Source organism: Burkholderia sp. AU33545, from assembly GCF_020419685.1.
Classification (GTDB): Bacteria; Pseudomonadota; Gammaproteobacteria; order Burkholderiales; family Burkholderiaceae; genus Burkholderia; species Burkholderia diffusa.
The window spans coordinates 735,424-757,480 of the sequence record NZ_JAIZRQ010000001.1 but is presented as its reverse complement, the minus strand read 5'-3'; the positions used below and the strand labels follow the sequence as shown (position 1 = coordinate 757,480).

The following is a 22,057-nucleotide window of genomic DNA, read 5'->3' as shown; positions in this document are numbered from 1 at the left end:
CGGGATTTCCAGGCGTTTCCGGGCCGCTCGCGCGCCGCCCGTCAGCCGGGCGCGACGCGCGCGAGCCAGTTCGCGATACCGTCGACCGAACGGAAATCCGCGACGCTGCGTGCCGGCAGTGCCGGATAAGCGCCGCCCGCCATCTCGGCCAAGGCTCGGCCCGGGCCAAGTTCGAGAAACGCGGTCGCGCCGGCCTCGACGCACGCGGCCAGGCAGGCCGCCCACTCGACCGGCTCCGCGATCTGCCGCGCGAGCTTGTCCAGCCCCGTGCCGACATCGAGCACCGACGCGCCGTCGATCCCCGAAAACAGCCGCGTACCGGGCAACGGCCGGCGCACGTTCACGCCAGCCAGCGACGCGCGAAACGCGGGCACCGCCGACGCGAGCCAGCGCGTGTGCGACGCGATCCGTACGCACACGGGCGCGACGCGCAGCGCACCGTCGCGTGCCGCGTCGTCGGCCACCGCGGCAACGTCGGCCTGCCGCCCGGCCACCACGAATGCGTCGCCCGGATTGGCGATCGCGATCGCCGCATCGCGACCGTCGCACAGTTGCGTGAGCTGCGCGCGCGTCAGCCCGCGCACGAACGCCATCCGTTCGTCGTCGCCGCTCGCGGCGTCCATCGCGCGCGCGCGCGCGTCGGCCAGATCCAGCGCGTCGTGCGGATCAATCATCCCCGCGACGCTCCACGACGCGACTTCGCCGACGCTGTACCCCGCGACACAGCGCCTGCGCGGCCACACCGCATCGAGCAACGCGGCCGCCGCGAGCGCCTGCACCGTGCAAAGGATCTGCGCGGCGCGGTTCTCGCGCAGCGCGTCCGGTCGGGCATGCCGCACCCAGTCGCGCGGATCGTCGCCAAGGAGCCGGCCCGCATGCTCGAACAGCGTATCAGCCTGTGGCGCGGCGCCGGTCAACTCGAACATGTCCGCCCGCTGCGCGCCTTGCCCCGAACACAGGATCGCCAGCGTCATCACCCCTCCTCGGCCGCTTCGAGTGCGTCGACGAACACGCTCATCGCCAGCAGGTCGGCCGCGCCGCCCGGGCTCAGCCGGCGTGCGACGAACGCGCGGTGTGCGGCCGCTGCGCGCAATCGCCAGTCGCGAGCGCGTATGCCGCCGCGGGCGACGAATGCGCGTGCCGTGGCCCGCGCGAAATCGAGGCCGGCCTGCCCACCCCGGTGCAGCAGATTCGTATCGTCGAGCGCGGCGATCAGCGCGAAGCATGCGTCGACGCGCGCGGCCTCCGGATCGTCCGGCACGCGGCGCTGCGCGCTGCGCAGCGCCGGCAATCCGACGCCGTACACGGTCGCGAACCCGTCGGCCGCCTCGCGACGCGCGCCGCCGACGCCGTAGCGGCGGCTCGCGCGCTCGCCGTGACTGTCGGGCAGCCGCGGGCCGCCGAGGATCTCGGTGCCCCACCGCTGCGCGACGAACGCGCCGAGCGTCATCGTGCGGGCCGCCGTGCCGGGCACCGTGCGGCGGCCGGCGGCCGCGCACAGCAACCCGAGCCCGAAAATCGCGCCGCGATGCGTGTTGACGCCGCCGGTCGCCGCGAGCATCGCGTGTTCCGCGCGCAGCCCGATCTTGCGCAGCACGGCCATATCCGCGTCACGCGCGCCGGCGTCGGCGAGTTCCGCGAAGTACGGCCGCAGCACGGCCGCGCTGCGCGCGAACGTCGCGGCGTCCATGTCCGCATGGCTGCCGGTGTCGACGTGACTGACGAGGCCCGGTTTCGGATATGTCTCGATCTCGAGCACGAGGCTGCGCTCGGCGAGTTCTGCGATGCGCTCGGCCTCGGACGGCGCCACCGCCCGGCGGGCGGCCCATACACTCATCGCGTGCCTCCCGTGAATGCGTCGGCGGACATCAGTTCGACGGTGATCGCCGTCTTGACCGCGACTTCAGGCAGCCGCGCATGCAATTCGCGCCAGTTCGCGCCCGCGCCGTCGTCGCGCAGCAGCTCGCCGTCGATGCGCATCGGCGCGCGCGCGTCGAGTGCCGCCAGGCCGTCGAGCAGCGCGGCGAGCGATGCGGCGTCCGGCAGCGGGAACACGATGTCGAGATCGGAGGACGCGCTCAGATAGCGCTCGCCCGTCAGCGCCTGCCACGCGAGGCTGCCGAACACGCGACCCTGCACGCCGCAGCGCGCGCCAAGCGCATCCAGCTCGCGCAGCGTCGCGTGCCATGCGTCGGGCGCAGCGGCCAGCACGTCGGCCAGCGTGGGCAGCGGGCCGACCGACTCCACCGCGTCGGCGGCGACGTTCAGTGCGATGCGCCGTTTGCCCGCGGAAGGCGGCAGCGGCAAGCCGAGCGGCACGCGCCGCGCATCGGCCTCGTCGGGCGACGCGCGGCGCACGATCGTCGGCCAGCCGCGCGCGGCCCACGCGTGCACGAGCGGATCGGCCGCCAGCGCGGGATCGCGCGCGCATGCCGCGCGCCACCCGGCCGCCGTCAGCGTGACGAGCGTGTGGCGTCGCAGCGGCGTGTCAGCGTGCGGCACGCGCGAGTGCCTCGACGCGCCGCGCGACGTCGGCCGCGACCGGCCGGCCGCGCGCCGCACGACCATCGGTGCGATCGGCCGGCTTGCCGAGCCATTCGCCGACCTGCGCGTCGAGCGCGCGGGCTGGATCGAGCACGGCGTCGACGGCGCCCATCTTCACGAGATTGTCGAGCCCCGGCGCGAACACCGGCGTCGAGCGTGCCATTGCCTTCAGCACGTCGATCGGCAGCTTCGTCACGCGCGACATCGACGGCAGGTCCATCACCTCGGGCTCGGCACCCGGCACCGCGAGCAGCGTGCGTGTCGCGAGCGCGGTCGCGATGAACGCGCCCGCGGCCGTATGACCGTACAGCAGGCCGATCGTCCGGTGCCCGGCAAGCTCCGCATGCATCAGGCATTTCGCGAGATGCGACAGCCCTTCGTTCAGGCCGAGCAGTTCGTCGCGCTTGCTCATCCGCTGGCTGTCGCTGTCGACGAGCACGAGAATCGGCGTGCCGCCGCCACGCTCGATCGTGTCGAGCACGTGCGATGCGAGCGTGATGGCTTCGTCGATGCCGAACGGCAAGCGATCGGCGACGCCGATCACGTCGACGCGCGTGCCGGTCAGTTCAGCGTGGCCCGACAACAGGCCGCCGCTTCGCTTGATCGAATGGCCTTCGGGAAACAGCGAATTCAGAACTTCATCGAGCGTCATGCTGCCTCCCGCCGGGCCACCCCAAGGGAGGCAGGCACCCCCTCGGGGGGCAGCGAACCAAGTGAGCGTGGGGGTCGTGTCATTTCTGCTCCTGCAGTTGATCGGCGAGCTTCGCGAATTCATCGTCGGACATGCCGGGAATCGCTTCCGGCTCGCTCGCGCCGAGCGCGCGCCACACGTCGAGCGCATCCCTGCACGCGCCGAACCGCTCGACGCGCGCTTCGAGCCGCGCCTGCTCCGCACGCAGCATCGCCGCATCGAATGTCGGCGCACGGCCGATCAGGTCGAGCGCGGCCGCGCGAAACGCATCGGGCGTATCGGCCACATAACGATCCGCGGTGCCGATCAGCCGACGGTGCTTGCCGCCCATCGTGCGCCAGATCAGCGCGCGGTCCTTCGCGTCGAATTCCTCGACACCTCGGTTGGTCTCGATCACCTCGGGCCCCGACACGCTGATGCGCCCCTGCTCGGACACCGCGAGCGCCGAGCAGCACGCGGCGAGCAGCCCGCCGCCGCCGTAGCAGCCCGCGCGCCCGCCGATCAGGCCGATCACCGGCACGCCTGCCGCGCGCGCCTCGACGAGCGCACGCATGATCTCGGCGATCGCGAGCTCGCCCGCATTCGCTTCCTGCAGCCGCACGCCGCCGGTGTCGAACAGGATCAGTACCGGCTTGCCGACGTCGCGCGCGGCGCGCAGCAACCCGGTGAGCTTCGCGCCGTGCACTTCGCCGAACGCACCGCCCATGAAGCGGCCCTCCTGCGCGGCGACGAACACCGGCTGGCCGCCGAGCCGGCCGTGGCCGACCACCATCCCGTCGTCGAACTGCTGCGGCAGGTCGAACAGCGGCAAGTGCGGGCTCGTCACACGCTCGCCCGGCCCGAGAAATTCCGTGAAGCTGCCCGCGTCGAGCAGTCCGTCGACGCGCTGGCGCGCCGACGCTTCGTACCAGCTCGCGGCGTTCGCGACGAACGCGGGTGCGTCGTGGATCGCGTCGGTCATCATGCGTCCCCCTCGATCGCGCGCACGGCTTGCGCGAGCCGCAGCGACACCATGTCCGGCCGCGCGCCGCCGTCGTTGATCGACAGCTTCAGGCCGCCCGGCGCGCGCCGTTCGACGAAGTCCGACACCACCGCCTGCCACACCGCGCCGAAACCGACCGCCGCAGTGCGGATGTCGATCTCGCATTCGTTGCCCGGCAGCACGCGCTCGACGAGCACCTCGAGATTGCCGGACGCGACCACGCCAACGAGCGCGGTGGCCAGTTCGCCCCGCGCACGCCCGCGCGCGGTGAAGCGATAGTTCAACTGTTCCATGCCCTCTTCCTCACCAGTTGCGGAACCGGGCCGGCGGCGCATACAGGCCGCCCGACCAGTGCACGAGATCCTTGATCGAGCGCGCGGCGAGCCAGCGGCGGTCGGCGTCGAGCGGATCGATGCCGAGATCTTCCGGGCGGCGGATCACGCCGCGCTCGCGCAGGCGCTCGACCATTCTGCGGTCGCGGCCGCGGCCGACTTCCGTATAGCCGGCCACGCCGCGGATCGCATGCTCGCGTTCGTCCTTGTCGCGGCACATCAGCAGGTTCGCGATCCCTTCCTCGGTGACGATGTGCGTGACGTCGTCGCCGTAGACCATGATCGGTGCGAGGTCGAGCTGCAGCTTGTCGGCGAGCTTCAGCGCATCGAGCTTCTCGACGAACATCGGCACGTTCTTGTCGCCGAAGGTCTCGCCGATCTGCACGACCAGCTTGCGGCCGCGCCTGAGCGCCGCCGGCGTGTCCGGGTCGGCTTCCGCGCCGGCCTTCAGCCACGGCTCGCTCGGGTGGCGGCGGCCGCGCGCGTCGCTGCCCATGTTCGGCGCGCCGCCGAAACCGGCGATCCGCTCGGCGGTGACCGTCGACGAATGGCCGGACAGGTCGATCTGCAGCGTCGAGCCGATGAACATGTCGCACGCGTAAAGGCCGGCGGTCTGGCAGAACGCACGGTTCGAGCGCAGCGAGCCGTCCGGGCCCGTGAACCACACGTCGGAGCGCGCGCGGATGTAGTCGTCCATCCCGACTTCGGAGCCGAAGCAGTGGATCTGCTCGACCCAGCCCGATTCGATCGCGGGAATCAGCGTCGGGTGCGGATTGAGCGCCCAGTGCGTGCAGACCTTGCCTTTGAGCCCGAGCTTCGCGCCGTAGGTCGGCAGCAGCAGCTCGATCGCGGCCGTGTTGAAGCCGATCCCGTGATTCAGGCGCTTGATCCCGTACGGTTCGTAGATGCCCTTGATCGCGAGCATCGCGGTCAGGATCTGTGTCTCGGTGATCGCGGCCGGGTCGCGCGTGAACAGCGGCTCGACGTAGAACGGCCGGCCGGCCTCGACGACGAAATGCACGCGGTCGCCCGGGATGTCGACGCGCGGCACCTTGTCGACGATCCGGTCGACCTGCGCGATCACGATGCCGTCCTTGAACGCGGTGGCCTCGACGACGGTCGGCGTGTCTTCCGTGTTCGGGCCGGTATAGAGATTGCCGTCGGCGTCGGCGCTGACCGCCGCGATGAGCGCGACATGCGGCGTGAGGTCGATGAAGTAGCGCGCGAACAGTTCGAGATACGTGTGCACCGCGCCGAGCGCGATCTTGCCGCCGAACAGCAGCTTCGCGATCCGCTGCGACTGCGGGCCCGAATACGCGAAGTCGAGCCGCTTCGCGATGCCGCGCTCGAACACGTCGAGATGCTCGGGCAGCACGACGCCCGACTGCACCATGTGCAGGTCGTGGATCTTCGCGCTGTCGACGTCGGCGAGCGCCGTCGCGAGCAGGTCGGCCTGCTTCTGGTTGTCGCCTTCGAGGCACACGCGATCGCCAGGCCGCAGCACTGCTTCCAGCAACGCGACGGTGTCGCGCGCATCGACCCGCTTGCCCTGCGCGAAGGCTGCGCCGGCCGCGAGGCGTGCATCGCGCGCCTGCCGCGCGTGATTCCATCCCGTCATGAACAGTTCTCCCGCTTCGATGGTTCAGCGGCATTCTAAGCCTGGCGCCGCCGCCGATTGATGATGTTGACGAATGCGACTCAGAGGACGCCGCGATGGATGCGGCCCGCGCGCGACGGGCCATGTGCGGTCACGCGCCGACCAGCGCGCGCGTCGTGAAGAACAGCACCGACGGCCCGAGCAGGCAGCCGACGCCGGTATGGAACGTCGCGACCAGCGCGCCATACGGCACGAGCCGGCGGTCGGTCGCGGCAAGCCCCGCACTCACGCCGCTCACGGTGCCGGCAAGGCCGCCGAAGATCATCGCGGAGCGCGGCGTCTTCAGGCCCATGAAGCTGGCCGCGACCGGCGTGCCGACCATCACGATGATCGCCTTCACGAGCCCGGTCGCGATGCTGAGCGCGATCACGTCGGAGCTCGCACCGATCGCCGCGCCCGTGACGGGCCCGACGATGTAGGTGACGGCGCCCGCGCCGATCGTCGTCATGCTGACCGCGTCGGTATAGCCGAACGCGCGCGCGATGCACGCGCCGACGATGAACGGCAGCACGGTGCCGAGCAGCAGCGACACGACGCCGACGAGGCCGGCCTTGCGCGCCTCGGCCGGCTGCACTTCGAACGCGGTCGCGACGATCGCGAAATCGCGCAGCATCGCACCGCCCATCAGGCCGATACCGGCGAACAGCTTGACGTCGGCCAGCCCCTTCTCGCCACCGGTGAATGCGCCGCCGACATAGGCGAGCACGAGGCCGATCACGATCGCGATCGCGGAGCCGTGCACGCGGCCGAACGTGAGCTTGCGCGACGCGATCGACGACAGCCACATGATCAGGCCGACCAGCGCGAACGATGCGACGAGCCCGTTGTGGGCGACGGTTTTTTCGAGCATCTGCAACATGGTGGCCTCCGTCACTGTTCTTCGAATTGCGGCACGCCCGCGAAGGCCGTGTCGTCGCGCCCGGTGCGCACGAGTACCGCGATGCAGCATGCGCAGATCGCGACCGCGCCAATGGCGGCCAGCAGCGCGACGGGGCCGCCCTTGAGCGCGGCGACGACGTTCTGGTTCGCGGCCATCGCGACGACCACCGGGATGTACATCGCGCCCCAGAAACCGACGCCGGCCTCGGTCTCCTTCGGCAGCCAGCCACGGCGATGCAGCCACAGGCGCAGGCAGATCAGCAGCAGCATCGCGATGCCGACGCCGCCGACGTTGGTTTTCACGCCGATCGCGGTGCCAAGCAGGTCGCCAAGGAACAGTCCGGCCAGGTGGCAGAACGCCAGCAGCGCGGTTCCGTAGATGATCATGAGTCGTCTCCAGTCTCTTCGTGACGGGCGCCGAACGCGTGCGGGAGTCAGGCCCGCACGCCGATCCCGGGCGGACTGTCTGTCTCCTGCGGCGGTGCGCCGCGGCCCGGCGGCTCGTCGTGCGAGCACGTTCTCGGGGTCGATGGGATGATGCGGTTTCGGGCCGGACGCCGGATGGCTTAGACTGACCGATGCAGCCGGCGGCGCGACACGGGCTACGCGTCCGGCGGCCCCGTTCGCAGAGGCCGCACCGGCGCGTGATCCGATACTAGCGCCGCATAATCCGGCCATTTATGAAGTTGTCGAAACCGATTCAGTGGATTTAGCAATGCGCCCGTTACCGCCTGAGCTGCTGCGCAGCTTCGTTGCCGTCGCCCAGTCCGGCAGTTTCACCGCCGCATCCGAGCGCGTGAGCCTGTCGCAGTCGACCGTCAGCCAGCACATCCGCCGCCTCGAGGAGCTGCTCGACCGGCCGCTGTTCGAGCGCGACACGCGCAACGTGCACCTGTCGCAGCACGGCGACGCGCTGTTCCGCTACGCGGTGCGCATCCTCGAGCTGATGGACGAGGCCGTCACGTCGGTGTGCGGCCCACCGCTGTCGGGCAAGGTGCGGCTCGCAATGTCGGAGGATTTCGCGTCCGCGCACCTGACGGCCGCGCTCGCGAGCTTCGTGCAGCGCAATCCGGACGTCGAGCTTGCGATCTCGACGGGGCTGTCGGGCGACCTGTTCGACGCGCTCGACGAAGGCCGGCACGATCTGGTGTTCGCGAAACGCATCGCCGGCAGCCGGCGCGGCCGCGTGATCCGCAGCGAGCCGCTGTACTGGTGCACCGGCCCCGATTCGCGGATCACCGGCCACGAGGCCGTGCTGCCGCTCGCGATGCATCCGGAGCCGAGCGTATCGCGCCGCCGCGTGCTCGAGTCGCTCGAGGCGGTCGGCCGCCCGTACCGGATCGCCGTCGTGAGCAGCAGCATCGCGGTGCTGCGCGCGGCCGCGAGCGCGGGGCTCGGCGTCAGCGCCTTCGCCGGCTACGTGATTCCGGCCGGGCTCGCGCGGCTCGACGCAGGGCTGCCCGAACTCGGCGAACTCGAATACGTGATCGACCGCCCGGCGGCCGCGTCGCGCTCGACGCTCGCGCTCGAAGCCACGCTGATCACGGCGGCGGCCGAGCTGTAGCGGCACCGCGCGCCCGGCCGCACCCGGGCGCGTCCGTCGCACCTGACAGCGTTGCCCGGAACGCGTCATCGTCCGCGCAGCACCCGCTCGCGACAATGGGCTCCCATCGGAACGCATCGCACCTCGCCGCGCGCCTCCGGTACCCCGTCCCATTGATCGGAGCCCACCATGAAGAACGTCCTGCGATTCGCCGTCGCGACCGCTGCAGCCGCCCTGCTGTCCCCCGCCTTTGCCCAGACCGATGCGTCGGCCCCCACACCGGGGCTGACCCGCGCGGAAGTCATCGACCAGCTCAAGCAGGCCTATCTCGACGGCGAACTGCCGACGAACGACGGCAACTACCCGCCGAACGCTGCGACGCGCGCGCGCAATCGCGAACTCGTGCAGGCCGCGAGCCCCGCCTGGCTGGCCCAGACGCCGCCGGCCCGCCAGGCGATGTCGCAGCAATAGCCGGCGCAGCCGCGCCGGCGCGCCCGGATCAGGGCAGGAAGCTGCGGCGCCGCGCGTCGATCAGCTCGACGAGCAACCGGTCGCGCTCGGCCGCCAGTTCCTGCATCGAATGCTCACCCTGGATCGCGCGCAGTTCATCGTTCAACTTGCGATCGACGGCCGGATCGAACGACGGCGTGCCGAGGTCGTCCCACCAGCTCGTGATCGGCCCCGACAGGTGTTCGAGAAAGTGCGCGATCCCGCCCGCGCCGCCGCCGAGGTGATAGGTCAGGCACTGCCCCATCAGCCCCCAGCGCAAGCCCGGGCCCCAAGCGACGGCCTTGTCCGCATCGGCGACGCTCACGACGCCTTCGCCGACGAGGTGATACACCTCGCGGAACAGCGCGGCCGCGAGGCGGTTCGCGACGTGGCCGGTCATCTCCTTGTTGAGTACGATCGTCTGCTTGCCGAGCGCGTCGTAGAAATCCTTCACGCGCGCGATCACGCTCGAGTCGGTCGCGTCGCCGCCGACCAGCTCGACGAGCGGGATCAGGTGCGGCGGATTGAACGGGTGCGCGATCAGGCAGCGTTCGGGATGCTTCGCGCACGCGGTCTGGATATCGGACATTTTCAGGCCCGACGAGCTCGACGCGATCGGCACGTGCGCGGGCAGCACGTCGTCCATCTGCCGGTACAGCGCACGCTTCAGGTCGAGCCGCTCGGGGCCGTTCTCCTGCACGAAGTCGACACCGTCCAGTGCACGCACGAGATCGGCATCGAACGACAGCCGCGCGGCAAGTTCGGCGGCGCGCTCGCCGAGAAACGCAGCCAGCGCGTCGCGCAGCCGCACGTCGGCCTGCGGCGCCGGGTCGGTCGCGACGACGTCGAAACCCTGCGTCAGATAGAAAGCCGTCCAGCTCGCGCCGATCACGCCGGTGCCGACGATCGCGATACGTTGAATGTCCATGTGCGTCCCGTTTCCGTGGTCAGTTGATGCGCGGGGATTGTCGCATCGATTCGCGGCGTCGCGCTGCGGCGATGCAACGTGCGATTTCCCTCTTGAAATACGTTTCGACGGCCTCTAATTACGCGGTGCCGGGCAGTGCCGGTATCGCGCGCCGCCCCGTTTCAATCCCGCGGAAAACCGCGCGGCACCTTGTCGTCAACGCCCGTCGCGTATTCCGCGCTTCACGTGCAGGAGGACCATCATGAGCGATCTCTATTTCGGCAACGACCTGTTCGACGAATTCGCCCGCGTCCAGCGCCAGATGGCGGGCCTGTTCGGCGGGCTTCCGACCGGCATCCGCGAGGGCCGGCCGAGCGCGTTCCCCGCGCTGAACATCGGCGCCACCGACGACACGATCGAAATCGTCGCGTTCGCGCCCGGCATGGCCGCGGCGGACTTCGACGTATCGATCGACAAGGATCTGCTGACGATCAGCGGCGAGCGCAAGCCCGTGCCGCAGCAAGCCGGCGACGACGTGCGCACGTATGCGCAGGAGCGCTTTCACGGCAAGTTCCGCCGCGTGGTCGAGCTGCCGCAGAACGCCGATCCCGACAACGTCAGCGCCCGCTACCAAAACGGCTGCCTGCTGATTCGCGTCGGGCGTCGCGAAGAATCGAAGCCGCGCGCCATCACCGTCCAGTAACCTCGGCATCACCTTCAGGAGAACGACATGAATACGAGCCAGACCCTGACCGAACGCCAGCCCGGCACCCCGTCCGCTGGCGCTACCGCCGCCGCCGAGGACGCATCGCGTCGGCCCGCGATCGTGCCGGCCGTCGACATCGTCGAAGATTCGCAGTGCGTCACGCTGCGCGCCGACCTGCCCGGCGTGCCGCGGGAAAACCTCGACGTGAAGGTGCACGACAGTACGCTGACGATCGAAGCCGAAGCGCGCATCGACACGCCGGCCGAGTTGCGCGTGCGGCATGCGGAAGTTCGCGCGCCGCGCTTCGTGCGCACGTTCGCGCTGAGTGCGGACCTCGACACGTCGAGGATCGACGCGAACCTGCGCGACGGCGTGCTCACGCTGACGATTCCGCGTCGCGAAGAGGCCCGCCCGCGCCGTATCGACGTGAAAGCCGGAGACGCATGAGCGTCGCGCTCCGGTACTGCCCGAGGCCGTACCAACGATGAACAAGCCCCGCCAGGCAACGCCTGTGCGGGGCTTGTTTCACGACGCGCGGCATGCGGCGGCCGCCGGCGGCTTCAATCGAAATCGAACAGGTCGAACACCGACTTCTTGCGACGCCGGCCGTCGTGCCGGTAACGCTCGTCGTGCGAGCGTCCGTCGCGCCCCCAGCCATCGTCGCGACCGCGCTGCGCGGGCGCATCGGACGGCGCCGGCGCGGCGTCGCGGCGTGCCGGCGCGTCATCGGTTTCGCGGGCGATCAGCTTGTCGAGTTCGCCGCGATCGAGCCACACGCCGCGGCAGGTGGGACAGTAGTCGATCTCGATCGACTGGCGCTCGGCCATCAGCAGGTCGGGCGTCTTGCAGACAGGGCATTTCATCGCGTCTCTCCTTTCCGGGCGAATGTCGTCCGGGTTCCGTGTGACGCGCGCGAGCCGGCCATAGCCGGCGTCACGCGCGGTGGCTCAGTGACCTTGCGTGCGTGCCGCGCGCTTCGCCTTCGCACGCCGCGCCAGCATGTTCATGCCTTCGACGAAGGCCGAGAACGCCATCGCCGCGTAGATGTAACCCTTCGGCACGTGCGAACCGAACCCTTCGGCGATCAGCGTCATGCCGATCACGACCAGGAACGACAGCGCGAGCATCACGATGGTCGGGTTGCGGTCGATGAAGCGTGCGAGCGGCTGCGCGGCGAACAGCATCACGCTCACCGCGACGATCACCGCGACGAACATGATCGGCACGTGTTCGGTCATGCCGATCGCGGTCACGATGCTGTCGATCGAGAACACGATGTCGAGCATCACGATCTGGCCGATCGCGGCCCACATCGTCAGGCCGGCCGCGCCGCCGGCACCGCCCGCGCCTTCACCGTCGTGCGACACGTGGTGATGGATCTCGGTGGTCGCTTTCCACACGAGGAACAGGCCGCCCGACAGCAGGATCATGTCGCGCCACGAGAACGCGTGATCGAACAGGGTGAATACGGGTTCGGTGAGGCTCGCGATCCACGCGACGCTGCCGAGCAACGCGAGGCGCATCACGAGCGCGAGCGCGATACCGAGACGCTGCGTGCGGGCGCGCTGCGCTTCCGGCAGCTTGTTGCTGAGGATCGAGATGAAGATCAGGTTGTCGATGCCGAGCACGACTTCCATCACGACGAGCGTGAGGAGCGCGGCCCAGACGGCGGGGTCGGCGGCAAGCGTCAGCAGGTAGTCCATGAATGGGCCGATACGAAAGTGGAAAGCCAGATGATATGCCGCCACGAACTTCGTAAAAATCAGAGATAATCTGATTTTTGGTTCGGTTTTTCCGAAATTACGATCCGATGCTCAATTTCCGACATCTGTACTATTTCTGGGTCGTCGTGAAGGAAGGCGGCTTCGCGCGCGCGGCCGCGCGGCTCGACATGGCCGTGCAGACGATCAGCGCGCAGGTGCGCGAACTGGAAAAGTCGCTCGGCCACCAGTTGCTGCGCCCCGCCGGGCGCGGCGTCGCGATGACCGACGCCGGCCAGGCCGCGTATGCGCGCGCGGAGGTCATCTTCGAGATGGGCCGGCTGATTCCCGACGAAGTGCGCGCGGCGGCCAGCCAGCCGACTGTGCGGCTCGCGGTCGGGCTCGCCGACGGCATCTCCAAGCTCGCCGCGCACGCGATCCTCGCGCCCGTGCTGGATACGCCCACGCTGCGGCTGCTGTGCCACGAGGGCGAGCACGACGCGCTGCTCGCGGAACTGGCGCTGCATCACCTCGACCTCGTGCTGGCGGGCCAGGGCGCGCCGTCGGGGTCGAACCTGCGCGTGACGAGCGAGCGGCTCGTCGCGTCGCCGGTCGACTGGTACGGACCCGCGGCACTCGTCACGCCGGCTGCGCGGCAGCGCTTTCCGCAGTGCCTCGCCGAGCTGCCGGTGCTGCTGCCGACCGCCCACTCGGCGCTGCGCGCCCGCCTCGACCTGTGGCTGGAACGGGAACGGATCGTGCCGCGCGTGGCCGGGGAATTCGAGGACAGCGCGCTGATGGCCGTGTTCGCGGCGCGCGGCCTCGGCGTGTTTCCGCTCAGCGAACTCGGCGCGAACGACGCGTCGCTGCTGCGCGGGCTGCGCCGGCTCGGCCGGGCGGGCGACGTGACCGAGGAGATCCATGCGATCCGCTCGCGGCGCGGCGAACACCACCCGCTGGCGTCGCGACTGCTCGCCGCCGCGCGGCCGGCGCCGACCGCCTGAAGCGAGCGCGACATCAAACGAAACTATAATGACGCCCCGGCCATACGAGATTGCCACGCGCATCGCACCGGCCCCGCCGCTGCGCCCGCAGCCCCGCGCATCTCGCCGAGCCTTCTGAAAGACGCCATGCACAACCGATTTCGCCTGTTTTCCGTTTCGTGCGCGCTCGCGGCCGCGACCGTGCTGGCGGCGTGCTCGTCGCCGCCCAAGCCGATCTACCAGCAGGAGCAGTTCGACGCAACGAGCAGCCCGTACGCGCACACGTTCCGCTCGAAATCCGACGCGTCCTGCGAGGCCGCGCGGCGCGCGCTGCTGAGCCAGGGCTACGTGGTGTCGTCGTCGCGCAACGATGCGGTCGACGGCAGCAAGAATTTCCAGCCGAGCAACGACATGCACGTCGTGATCGAGTTTCACGTCGTGTGCGCCGACGCGAATGCCGACGGCTCGTCGAGCATCGCGTACGTGAACGCGGTGCAGGACCGCTACACGCTGAAGAAGTCGAATACGTCGGCGAGCGTCGGGCTCAGCGTGTTCGGCTCGCTGTCGCTGCCGATCGGGTCGAGCGACGACGCGCTCGTCAAGACCGCCAGCGAGACGATTCCCGCCGGCGTGTTCTATGAGCGCTTCTTCAATCTCGTCGAGCATTTTCTGAAGATCGATCCGGCCCGCCGCGACCGCGCGACCGTGAAGGCGGCCGAGAAGGAACCCGTCACCCCACTGCCCGAACCCGCGCCGACGCCGCAGGGCGAGCCGATGAAGATGACGACGCCGGTCGTGCCGACGCCGCCCGCCGCGCCGGTGCCGCTGTCGGGGCCGGGCGTCGCGCCGGCTTCGGGCATGTCGGCCGCGCCTGCCTCGCCTGCGGCATCGGCCGTGGTCGCGCCGGCGGCGATGCGGGGTGGCGTGCCGGCCTCGGCTTCGGCACCTGCGTCGGCTTCGGCCGCAGTCCCGGCTTCCTCCTCGGCATCCGCTCCGGCACCCGCGTCGGCTGTGCCTGCTTCGATCTCGGCTTCGGCACCTGCCTCCGTTCGGACGCCCGCGTCTGCCTCGGCACCGCCCGCATCGACGCCTGCCGCTGCCACGCGAACTGCACCAACGTCGGCATCGGCCGCGCCTGCCCCGGCAGCCTCGGCACCTGCCCCCGCGAATGCTGCTCCGGTATCGGCGGACAAGGCGCCCGCGCCCGCTGCCGCCGATCCAGTCGCCTCGTCCGCACCGACCGGTGCCAGCGCGCCGTCCGCGAACTGATCGCGCGACCGTCTCTCCGCGTCGTGCGCCCGTCGCGCGCGGCGCGCCATGTGCGCCCTTCCCCGCCGCGCCACGTGATCGTCGTACACCCGAAGGCCGGTTGCGCATGCGCGCCGTAACGTGACCGGCGATCGAGTGCAACCCGTCGCGCGGACCACATGAATCCCGGGTCCTCGGACGCCCCCGATCATTCCCGCCGCGCGATCACGCCGTCGTTACGTCTTCGCCCGCATCTCCGCCCGGCTGCGCCGCGGCACGCGCGCCACCGCGTTACTGCAACGTCGCGTTCAGCGTCTGCAACTGCTCGGCCGTCGCCGTCACGCCGCCGCACACGATCACCGCGATATCCGACGCACGAGCAAGCACCGGCACCGACTGTTCGAGCGCGGCCAGCGCGGCGCCGCACGCCGGCTCGACGACGATCCGGTGCTCGTCCACGAACCGCAGCGACGCAGCCACCGCCTGCGCATCCGACACGACGACCGGATGGATCGCGTGCCGCTTCGCCCACTCGACCGCCGCGTCGCACGGCCGCTTCGCGCCGAGCGACGTCGCGATGCTCGTGATCGCCGGCAATTCGACCGGATGCCCCTGCGCGACCGAGCGCGCATAGCTGTCCGCGCCCTCCGTCTCGACCGCGACGACCGGCACGTCTTGCCAGCCGTTGCGTGCGAGCCCCTCGAGGACGCCGCACAGCAGCCCGCCCCCACCGACCGCGAGCACGACCGCGTCGGGTTTCGGGCCGGCCGCCGCCATCTCGTCGATCATCGTCGCGTGCCCCTGCCACAGCACGGGGTCGTCGAACGGATGGACGAACGCGTCCTGCGCGCCGACGGCCGACAGCGCGTAAGCGTTCGCCTCGACCCAGCTCGCGCCATGTACGACCACCTCCGCGCCCTCTGCGCGGATCAGCGCCCGCGCGCGGGCCGACGCGGTTTCCGGCACGGCGACGAGCACCGGCACGCCGAGCTCGCGACCGCAATACGCGACCGCGATGCCCGCATTGCCGCCCGACGACGACACGAACCGGCGCGCGCCGGCCGCATGCCGCGCTTCGCACACCGCGCCGATGCCGCGCAATTTGAACGAACCGGACGGCTGCAGCGCGTCGAGCTTCAATCGGATGTGCTTGCCGAGACGGCGCGACGCGATTTGCGAGCGGATATAGGGGGTCTGGATATGAAGCGGCATGGTGCGGGACACGGTCGGGACAAAGGGAACGCACGCGGCCCGTGAACGGGCCCGGCAATTTCGATCATCGTACGGCACTCCCGCCATGCTTTTCCAATACCATCGAATGGCACTTGCTATGCTTGACAGGCATATCCACCGAATCAAGGCCGACAACCGGAGTCGACACCGCATGCGCCAGATCGAACTGCGTCACCTGCGTTACTTCGTGGCCGTCGCGCAGGCCGGCAGCGTGATGGCCGGCGCCCGCGCGGCGGGCATCGTCCAGCCTGCGCTGTCGCGGCAGATTCGCGAGCTCGAGGATGCGATCGGCACGCCGCTGCTGATCCGCCGCGCGACGGGCGTCACGCTGACGGCGGCCGGCGCGAGTTTCCTGCAGGATGCGACGGGCCTGCTCGCGACGTTGCAGGACAGCCGCGAACGCGCGTTGCGCAGCGCGTCCGGCCAGCTCGGCGAGTTGCGCCTCGGCGCGCTGCCGAACTGCCTGCCGCTGCCGGTCGTCGCGAACGTGCTGAAGGCGTTTCGCGACGCGTGTCCGGACGTGAAGCTATCGATCGCGCCGATGCTGTCTGCCGAACAGGCGGCAGCGCTGATGCGCGGCCAGCTCGACGGCGGCATCATGGCGTGGCGCCGAGACGAAGCGCCGCATCTGTCGGGCGTGCGGCTGCTGAGCGACCGCTTCGTGCTCGCGATGCCCGCGCCGCCCGGCGGCCGCTTCCGCGCGCCGCGCACGCTCGCCGACGTCGCACACGAACCGTTCGTCTGGTTCGACGCGCAGCGCTCCGCCGCGCACCACCGCTTCCTGATGGTGCAGTGCGAACAGGCCGGCTTCACGCCGCGCATCGCGCAGGTGGGTAGCGACATCCCGACGCTGATCGGTCTCGTGGCGGCCGGCATGGGCTGCGCATTCGTGCCGGAAAGCGCGTCGCCGACGTGCCCGCGCACGGTCCGGCTCGTCGCGCTCGACGAACTCGCGAGCCGCTTCGACATCGAGTTCGTATTCGACGGTGCGGCGGTTCCGGCGTCACCCGTCGTCGCGCGATTTCTCGAAGCGGTGCGCGACGCGGCCGGCCAGGCGGAATGATCGATCGCCGACATGCGCCATCCGTGCGCGGGCGGTGGATTCCGCCTCGTCGCATGGCCGTGGATTCAGCCGGCTTCGCCGTCATCGCGCACTAAACATCCGCTCGGACCGACGAAAAATCTTTCAGATCGAAGGCGAATGACGCCGTCACGTCGGAATTGTTAAATTGGCACCAAAAGAGGCCGTTAAACGTCAGTTCGAAAGCCTATGCCCCGAAATATACTGCGCCCGCATCCAACCCTCGTGCCAAAGAGAGGATGCTTTTCGCCCCGGTCACGGTCCCCCTGTGACCGGGGCTTTTTTCGACGGCGAGCCGCGCCGACGAATCGCTGAAACCTGCTCCCCACGGGCCGCACGCGTATGCCGACTCGACTCCGGATTATTGATATCGAATCAAGATAATTTCGCCGGAGCGCGGCTTTTTCCGCAAAAGTAATGCAGGCACACTTCACCCTGTCCGCAATGGCCCGGTGCCGTTGCCCAATGCTTGCAGGAGCTCATCGCGTGAACAGCACGACTTCTTCCCCTTCCCGCCCGGGCGGCAGCGCCGCGCTGCCGCTGCTGGCGCTCGCCGCCGGGGCCTTCGGCATCGGCACGACCGAGTTCTCGCCGATGGGCCTCTTGCCCGTGATCGCCGACGGCGTGCACGTGTCGATTCCGCAGGCAGGCATGCTGATCAGCGCGTATGCGATCGGCGTGATGGTCGGCGCGCCGCTGATGACGCTGCTGCTCGCGCGCTGGTCGCATCGCTCGGCGCTGATCGCGCTGATGTCGATCTTCACGATCGGCAACCTGTTGTCGGCCGTCGCGCCGGACTACACGACGCTGCTGCTCGCGCGGCTCGTCACGAGCCTCAACCACGGCGCATTCTTCGGGCTCGGCTCGGTGGTCGCGGCGAGCCTCGTGCCGCGTGAAAAGCAGGCCAGCGCGGTCGCGACGATGTTCATGGGCCTCACGATCGCGAACGTCGGCGGCGTGCCGGCCGCGACCTGGCTCGGCCAGATGATCGGCTGGCGCATGTCGTTCGCGGCAACCGCGGCGCTCGGCCTGATCGCGATCGCCGGCCTGTTGGCCGCGCTGCCGAAGGGCGCAGCCAGCAAGATGCCGAACCTGCGCGCCGAACTGTCCGTGCTCACGCGCCCCGTCGTGCTCGGCGCGCTCGGGACCACGGTGCTCGGCGCCGGCGCGATGTTCACGCTGTACACGTATGTCGCCCCGACGCTCGAACACCTGACCGGCGCGACACCCGGCTTCGTCACCGCGATGCTCGTGCTGATCGGCGTCGGCTTCTCGATCGGCAACATCGCCGGCGGCCGCCTCGCCGATCGCTCGCTCGACGGCACGCTCATCGGCTTCCTCGTACTGCTGATCATGACGATGGCAGCGTTCTCGCTGCTCGCCCGCACGCATGTCGGTGCCGCGGTCACGCTGCTCGTCTGGGGTGTCGCGACGTTCGCGGTGGTCCCGCCGCTGCAGATGCGCGTGATGCGTGCCGCACACGAAGCGCCGGGCCTCGCCTCGGCCGTCAACATCGGCGCGTTCAATCTCGGCAACGCGCTCGGCGCGGCAGCCGGCGGTGCGGCGATTTCGGCCGGCTTCGGCTATGGGGCAGTGCCGCTCGTCGGCGGGCTGATCGCCGCGGCGGGACTCGCGCTGGTCGCATTGCAGATGATCCAGCGCCGCCGCGCGCCGGTCGCCGCGCGTTCGTAAGCACACGGCGATCCGCACGGCGGCGGTAAGCGGCACCGCAATTGGGAAACGCCCGCACCGGCACGAACAGCTCGGCTGCCTGCCGGCACGCGGGCGACGCGATGCGCCAGTCAGTTCAGTGCTGAACCTCGCCGCGTTCGAGCGGCAGGATCAGGCGCTCGGGGATGCTGCGTCGCGATGCACGCGCACCGAAGTAGTACAGCACGGCCGGCACGACGAGGCCGAGGATCCACGAGATGTCGGTGCCGCCGAGCGCGTCGACGAGCGGGCCCGTGTAGATATGCGTCGACATGAACGGCAGCTGCACGAGGATGCCGACCACGTAGATCGTGATCGCCATCACGTTCCAGCGGCCATAGCGGCCGTCCGGATCGGACAGCGCCGGCACATCGTAGCGCGAGCGCGTGAAGCAGTAATAGTCGACCAGGTTGATCGCGCTCCAAGGCGTGAAGAACGCGAGCAGGAACAGGATGAACGCGGTGAATTCCTTCAGGAACGAATGGCGGCCGGCGAGCGCGATCAGCGTCGACACGCAGATCATCCCGAAGATGTACGCGAGACGGCTGCGTGACGACACCGCGCCCTTGCCGCGGAAACCGCTGACGATCGTCGCCATCGACATGAAGCTGCCGTACGCGTTGAGTGCCGTCACCGTCACCTTGCCGAACGCGATGGTGAAATACAGCAACGCAGCCACGGCGCCCGTCGAGCCGAGGCCGACGATATAGGACACCTCATGGTGCGCGAACTGGCTGCCGGCCAGCGCGGCCGCGAACACGCCGAACACCATTGCCGCCTGCGCGCCGATCACCGAGCCGAGGCCAACCGCGAGGAACGTGGCGACCGACGACGTCGAGCGCGGCAGGTAGCGCGAATAATCGGCGACGTACGGGCCGAACGCAATCTGCCACGACGCGGACAGCGACATCGACAGCAGGAAGCTCGCGAGCGAGAAGTGCCGGTTCGCGAGCAGCGCGCCGACGTCGTGGTTCGCGAACAGCTGCGCGAACATGTAGACGAAAGCGACGATGCCGATCACGCTCGCGATCCGGCCAACGAAGTGGATCGCACGATAGCCGAACACCGTCAGCACGACGATCACGGCCGCGAACAGCAGGATGCCGGCCGCGTCGTCGACGTGCAGCAGTTGCGCGACGGCCTGCCCGGCGAGCACCGAGCCGCTGGCGGAAAAACCGATGTACATCAGGCACACGAGCACGATCGGGATCATCGCGCCGTAGACGCCGAACTGCACGCGACTCGAGATCATCTGCGGCAAGCCGAGTTGCGGCCCCTGCGCGCCGTGCAACGCCATCACCGCGCCGCCGACGAACTGGCCGAGCAGCAGCGCGACCAGCGACCAGAACACGTCGCCGCCGAGCACGACCGCCAGCGCCCCCGTGACGATGGCCGTGATCTGCATGTTCGCCGACAGCCACAGCGTGAACTGGCTCAGCAGGCCGCCGTGGCGTTCGGCGTCGGGAATGAAATCGATCGAGCGTACCTCGATCAGACCACCGGCTTTTCCATTGGGATTCGTCGACACGGGAAAATCTCCAGGATACTGAGGATCGCAAATGGTTTGGACGAGACGGGGAACGTGCCGAGCCGCCCCTCCGACTCGTCGGGTGCGGCGCGCCGTGGATCGCCGGGGCACGCGCCACGCAAGGTCCGCACGCGGGCGCGCAGCCGGCACGACCCGCGCCGAGAGTGCCAGCGGATCATCTTGTATATACAACATGGCTGATATCGGTGATTACCCGGTGTCTGGCAGTTTTGCATATCGCCCGGGAAAGCCGAGCACATCCGGCGGCCGGATGCGTCAGTTGAACGCATGAAAAATGCAGGGAAAACGAAACCTCAGGTGCCAGCGGGCGACACCTGATCGGATGCGGCGACCATGTCCCCGGCGGGAAGGAGCGTCAGCATGCGCCGCGCAGCCTCGACGTCGCGCGCATGCAGCCATTCGTCGTAGTCGTCGCGACGCAGGATCACGACGCCCCGCTTCTCGTCGCCGGGCCGATGCATGCGCGCGAACACCGGATGATCGTCGGCATTGACCGTGAGCATCGTCATGCCGATGCACTCATGGCCATCGGCGGTTTCGTAACGCCGCCAGAGGCCGGCGACGCAGCACGGTTGCCAGCCGTCGACACCGATCCGGTGCCATACGTTGCGGCCCGTTTCGTAGCACGGCTCGAAGATCCAGCGCACTGGAATCAGGCAGCGCTGGCCGTTGCGCCAGGCGTTGCCGTAGAGTCGCGACGAACCGATCGTTTCCGCGCGCGCGTTCACCGTATCGAGCTTCTTTCGCTTACGGCCGTTCTCGTCGAGACGCTCGGGCTGCATGAACTTCGGCCAGAAGCCGAACACCGCGCGAACGACCGCGAGGCCGTCACCGTCGGCACGCGCGATGGGTGCCGCGTAATCCGGATAGACGTCGGGCTCCCACGGAGCGCGACGAAACAGGTCGCCGATGCCGATCCTCAGCTCGCTGATACCCGGGTCTTCATCAGGGGCGCGGTAGTGGGTGCACACGGTTGGGCAGACGATGGACGCGATGTCTTCATCGTAGGTCAGCGTGCAGCCACTTGTCCGCCATTGCGTGGTGTGACGAAACAGTCTTACAGCAGTTCGGCCCGCTCGACGGCGTCGTGCGCGAACAGCCGGCGCGGGCCGTCCGTTCGTTCATCCGTGCCGCCGGCAGCGCGTCGTCGCCCGTTCCGGTTCAGGCCAACCGTTCCGATCCGATCACATGCACGCCCGGGCGCGCCTCGAGCGCGGCGTCGAGCAGCGCGCGGGCAATGCGCGGCGCGGGATTCACGCGCCACTTCCGCGGCAGCAGCGGCCCGGCGACGCTCAACGCAAGCACCAGCATCCGTTCGCCGAACCGGAATTCGTCGCGGCTGCCGCCGATCAGGCCCGGTCGCACGCAGGTCAGCGACGCGAACCCGATGCCCGCGAGCGCGCGCTCGACCTCGCCCTTCACGCGGTTGTAGAAGATGCGCGAGCCCGGATCGGCGCCGAGCGCGGAATTCAGCACGTAGGTCGGCGTGCCGGACCGATGCGCGAGATGCGCAACCGCGAGCGGATAGTCGTGATCGACGCGTCGAAATGCGGCCTGCGAGCCCGCGACGCGCATCGTGGTGCCGAGCGTGCAGATCACCGCGTCGGCCTGCCACCAGTCGGCCGCCTCGGGCAGATGATCGAAGTCGACCTCCAGCGCGCGCATCTTCGGATGCGGCGACAACGGCCGGCGCGCGAGCACGACGACCTGGTCCACCCGCGCATCGGCCAGCGCGGCTTCAAGGACGTGACGCCCGACGAGTCCGGTCGCGCCGACGAGCAACAGTTTCATGGCAAGTCATTCCGTGTGAGGCCGGTGAATCG

24 protein-coding genes are annotated in these 22,057 nt (G+C 69.5%); 8 read left to right on the top strand and 16 right to left on the bottom strand.

Features of this window, described 5'->3' with window-relative positions; translation table 11 throughout:
* Positions 1–41: 41 nt before the first annotated feature.
* From mdcH to madL, 9 genes are all read right to left on the bottom strand, one after another.
* Complete coding sequence (mdcH, locus tag LGM71_RS03490) at positions 42–974, bottom strand: malonate decarboxylase subunit epsilon (protein WP_226114021.1); 933 nt, start codon at positions 972–974, stop codon at positions 42–44.
* The gene (gene mdcB, locus LGM71_RS03485; protein ID WP_226114020.1) at positions 974–1,837 is read right to left on the bottom strand and encodes a triphosphoribosyl-dephospho-CoA synthase MdcB; all 864 of its coding nucleotides are present in this window, start codon (positions 1,835–1,837) and stop codon (positions 974–976) included. The genes mdcH and mdcB overlap by 1 nt, the downstream gene beginning before the upstream one ends.
* Complete coding sequence (gene mdcG / locus LGM71_RS03480; protein WP_226114019.1) at positions 1,834–2,502, bottom strand: malonate decarboxylase holo-[acyl-carrier-protein] synthase; 669 nt, start codon at positions 2,500–2,502, stop codon at positions 1,834–1,836. Before mdcG ends, mdcB begins: the two co-directional genes overlap by 4 nt.
* Positions 2,489–3,196, bottom strand: coding sequence for a biotin-independent malonate decarboxylase subunit gamma (gene mdcE / locus LGM71_RS03475; protein ID WP_226114018.1), 708 nt, complete (start codon positions 3,194–3,196; stop codon positions 2,489–2,491). Before mdcE ends, mdcG begins: the two co-directional genes overlap by 14 nt.
* A gap of 79 nt (positions 3,197–3,275) precedes the next feature.
* Positions 3,276–4,199: a biotin-independent malonate decarboxylase subunit beta gene (locus LGM71_RS03470; RefSeq protein WP_226114017.1), complete on the bottom strand. Its 924-nt coding sequence runs from the start codon at positions 4,197–4,199 to the stop codon at positions 3,276–3,278.
* The gene (gene mdcC, locus LGM71_RS03465; RefSeq protein ID WP_059603544.1) at positions 4,196–4,510 is read right to left on the bottom strand and encodes a malonate decarboxylase acyl carrier protein; all 315 of its coding nucleotides are present in this window, start codon (positions 4,508–4,510) and stop codon (positions 4,196–4,198) included. Before mdcC ends, LGM71_RS03470 begins: the two co-directional genes overlap by 4 nt.
* Positions 4,511–4,520: 10 nt before the next feature.
* Positions 4,521–6,167, bottom strand: coding sequence for a malonate decarboxylase subunit alpha (mdcA, locus tag LGM71_RS03460; protein WP_059603540.1), 1,647 nt, complete (start codon positions 6,165–6,167; stop codon positions 4,521–4,523).
* 130 nt (positions 6,168–6,297) lie between these two features.
* A complete protein-coding gene (madM, locus tag LGM71_RS03455; protein WP_124626695.1) occupies positions 6,298–7,065 on the bottom strand; it encodes a malonate transporter subunit MadM in 768 nt (255 codons plus the stop codon).
* An 11-nt stretch (positions 7,066–7,076) separates the two neighbouring features.
* Positions 7,077–7,472: a malonate transporter subunit MadL gene (madL, locus tag LGM71_RS03450; protein ID WP_124626698.1), complete on the bottom strand. Its 396-nt coding sequence runs from the start codon at positions 7,470–7,472 to the stop codon at positions 7,077–7,079.
* Between the two features lie 328 nt (positions 7,473–7,800).
* Between madL and LGM71_RS03445 the strand changes: the two genes are divergently transcribed.
* Together LGM71_RS03445 and LGM71_RS03440 are read left to right on the top strand one after the other, a co-directional pair.
* Positions 7,801–8,649 (top strand): LysR substrate-binding domain-containing protein, encoded by an 849-nt coding sequence (locus LGM71_RS03445; protein WP_114176641.1) that lies wholly within the window; start codon positions 7,801–7,803, stop codon positions 8,647–8,649.
* A 168-nt stretch (positions 8,650–8,817) separates the two neighbouring features.
* Positions 8,818–9,099, top strand: a complete 282-nt coding sequence (locus LGM71_RS03440) for a DUF4148 domain-containing protein (RefSeq protein ID WP_124626700.1) — start codon at positions 8,818–8,820, stop codon at positions 9,097–9,099.
* A 28-nt stretch (positions 9,100–9,127) separates the two neighbouring features.
* On the opposite strand, the gene LGM71_RS03435 is transcribed toward LGM71_RS03440, so the two are convergent.
* Positions 9,128–10,045 (bottom strand): 3-hydroxyacyl-CoA dehydrogenase NAD-binding domain-containing protein, encoded by a 918-nt coding sequence (locus LGM71_RS03435; RefSeq protein ID WP_226114016.1) that lies wholly within the window; start codon positions 10,043–10,045, stop codon positions 9,128–9,130.
* A 241-nt stretch (positions 10,046–10,286) separates the two neighbouring features.
* On the opposite strand from LGM71_RS03435, the gene LGM71_RS03430 reads away from it, so the two are divergent.
* Positions 10,287–10,727, top strand: a complete 441-nt coding sequence (locus LGM71_RS03430) for an Hsp20/alpha crystallin family protein (RefSeq protein ID WP_151051766.1) — start codon at positions 10,287–10,289, stop codon at positions 10,725–10,727.
* A 27-nt stretch (positions 10,728–10,754) separates the two neighbouring features.
* Positions 10,755–11,177, top strand: coding sequence for an Hsp20/alpha crystallin family protein (locus LGM71_RS03425; RefSeq protein ID WP_059603522.1), 423 nt, complete (start codon positions 10,755–10,757; stop codon positions 11,175–11,177).
* A gap of 113 nt (positions 11,178–11,290) precedes the next feature.
* On the opposite strand, the gene LGM71_RS03420 is transcribed toward LGM71_RS03425, so the two are convergent.
* Entirely contained in the window at positions 11,291–11,593 is a 303-nt protein-coding gene (locus tag LGM71_RS03420) for a zf-TFIIB domain-containing protein (RefSeq protein WP_124626705.1), read from the bottom strand.
* An 84-nt stretch (positions 11,594–11,677) separates the two neighbouring features.
* Entirely contained in the window at positions 11,678–12,433 is a 756-nt protein-coding gene (locus LGM71_RS03415) for a TerC family protein (protein ID WP_059603516.1), read from the bottom strand.
* 107 nt (positions 12,434–12,540) lie between these two features.
* Here LGM71_RS03415 and LGM71_RS03410 point away from each other — a divergent pair, with 107 nt between their 5' ends.
* On the top strand, positions 12,541–13,434 hold the full coding sequence (locus tag LGM71_RS03410) for a LysR family transcriptional regulator (RefSeq protein WP_059603513.1): 894 nt from the start codon (positions 12,541–12,543) through the stop codon (positions 13,432–13,434).
* Between the two features lie 126 nt (positions 13,435–13,560).
* Complete coding sequence (locus tag LGM71_RS03405) at positions 13,561–14,682, top strand: DUF2242 domain-containing protein (RefSeq protein WP_226114015.1); 1,122 nt, start codon at positions 13,561–13,563, stop codon at positions 14,680–14,682.
* Positions 14,683–14,952: 270 nt separating this feature from the next.
* Here the strand turns inward: LGM71_RS03405 and LGM71_RS03400 are convergent, their stop codons facing one another.
* Positions 14,953–15,873, bottom strand: coding sequence for a pyridoxal-phosphate dependent enzyme (locus tag LGM71_RS03400; RefSeq protein ID WP_226114014.1), 921 nt, complete (start codon positions 15,871–15,873; stop codon positions 14,953–14,955).
* Positions 15,874–16,045: 172 nt separating this feature from the next.
* Between LGM71_RS03400 and LGM71_RS03395 the strand changes: the two genes are divergently transcribed.
* Positions 16,046–16,957: a LysR family transcriptional regulator gene (locus LGM71_RS03395; protein ID WP_059603504.1), complete on the top strand. Its 912-nt coding sequence runs from the start codon at positions 16,046–16,048 to the stop codon at positions 16,955–16,957.
* Between the two features lie 504 nt (positions 16,958–17,461).
* Positions 17,462–18,667, top strand: coding sequence for an MFS transporter (locus LGM71_RS03390; RefSeq protein ID WP_226114013.1), 1,206 nt, complete (start codon positions 17,462–17,464; stop codon positions 18,665–18,667).
* Between the two features lie 115 nt (positions 18,668–18,782).
* Here LGM71_RS03390 and LGM71_RS03385 read toward each other — a convergent pair whose 3' ends face one another.
* From LGM71_RS03385 to LGM71_RS03375, 3 genes are all read right to left on the bottom strand, one after another.
* Positions 18,783–20,213: a purine-cytosine permease family protein gene (locus LGM71_RS03385; RefSeq protein ID WP_226114012.1), complete on the bottom strand. Its 1,431-nt coding sequence runs from the start codon at positions 20,211–20,213 to the stop codon at positions 18,783–18,785.
* A 314-nt stretch (positions 20,214–20,527) separates the two neighbouring features.
* Positions 20,528–21,205 carry an SOS response-associated peptidase family protein gene (locus LGM71_RS03380; protein ID WP_059603497.1) on the bottom strand — a complete coding sequence of 226 codons (678 nt, stop codon included), beginning with the start codon at positions 21,203–21,205 and terminating at the stop codon, positions 20,528–20,530.
* Between the two features lie 190 nt (positions 21,206–21,395).
* Positions 21,396–22,025 carry an NAD(P)H-binding protein gene (locus LGM71_RS03375; protein WP_059603495.1) on the bottom strand — a complete coding sequence of 210 codons (630 nt, stop codon included), beginning with the start codon at positions 22,023–22,025 and terminating at the stop codon, positions 21,396–21,398.
* Positions 22,026–22,057: the final 32 nt, after the last annotated feature.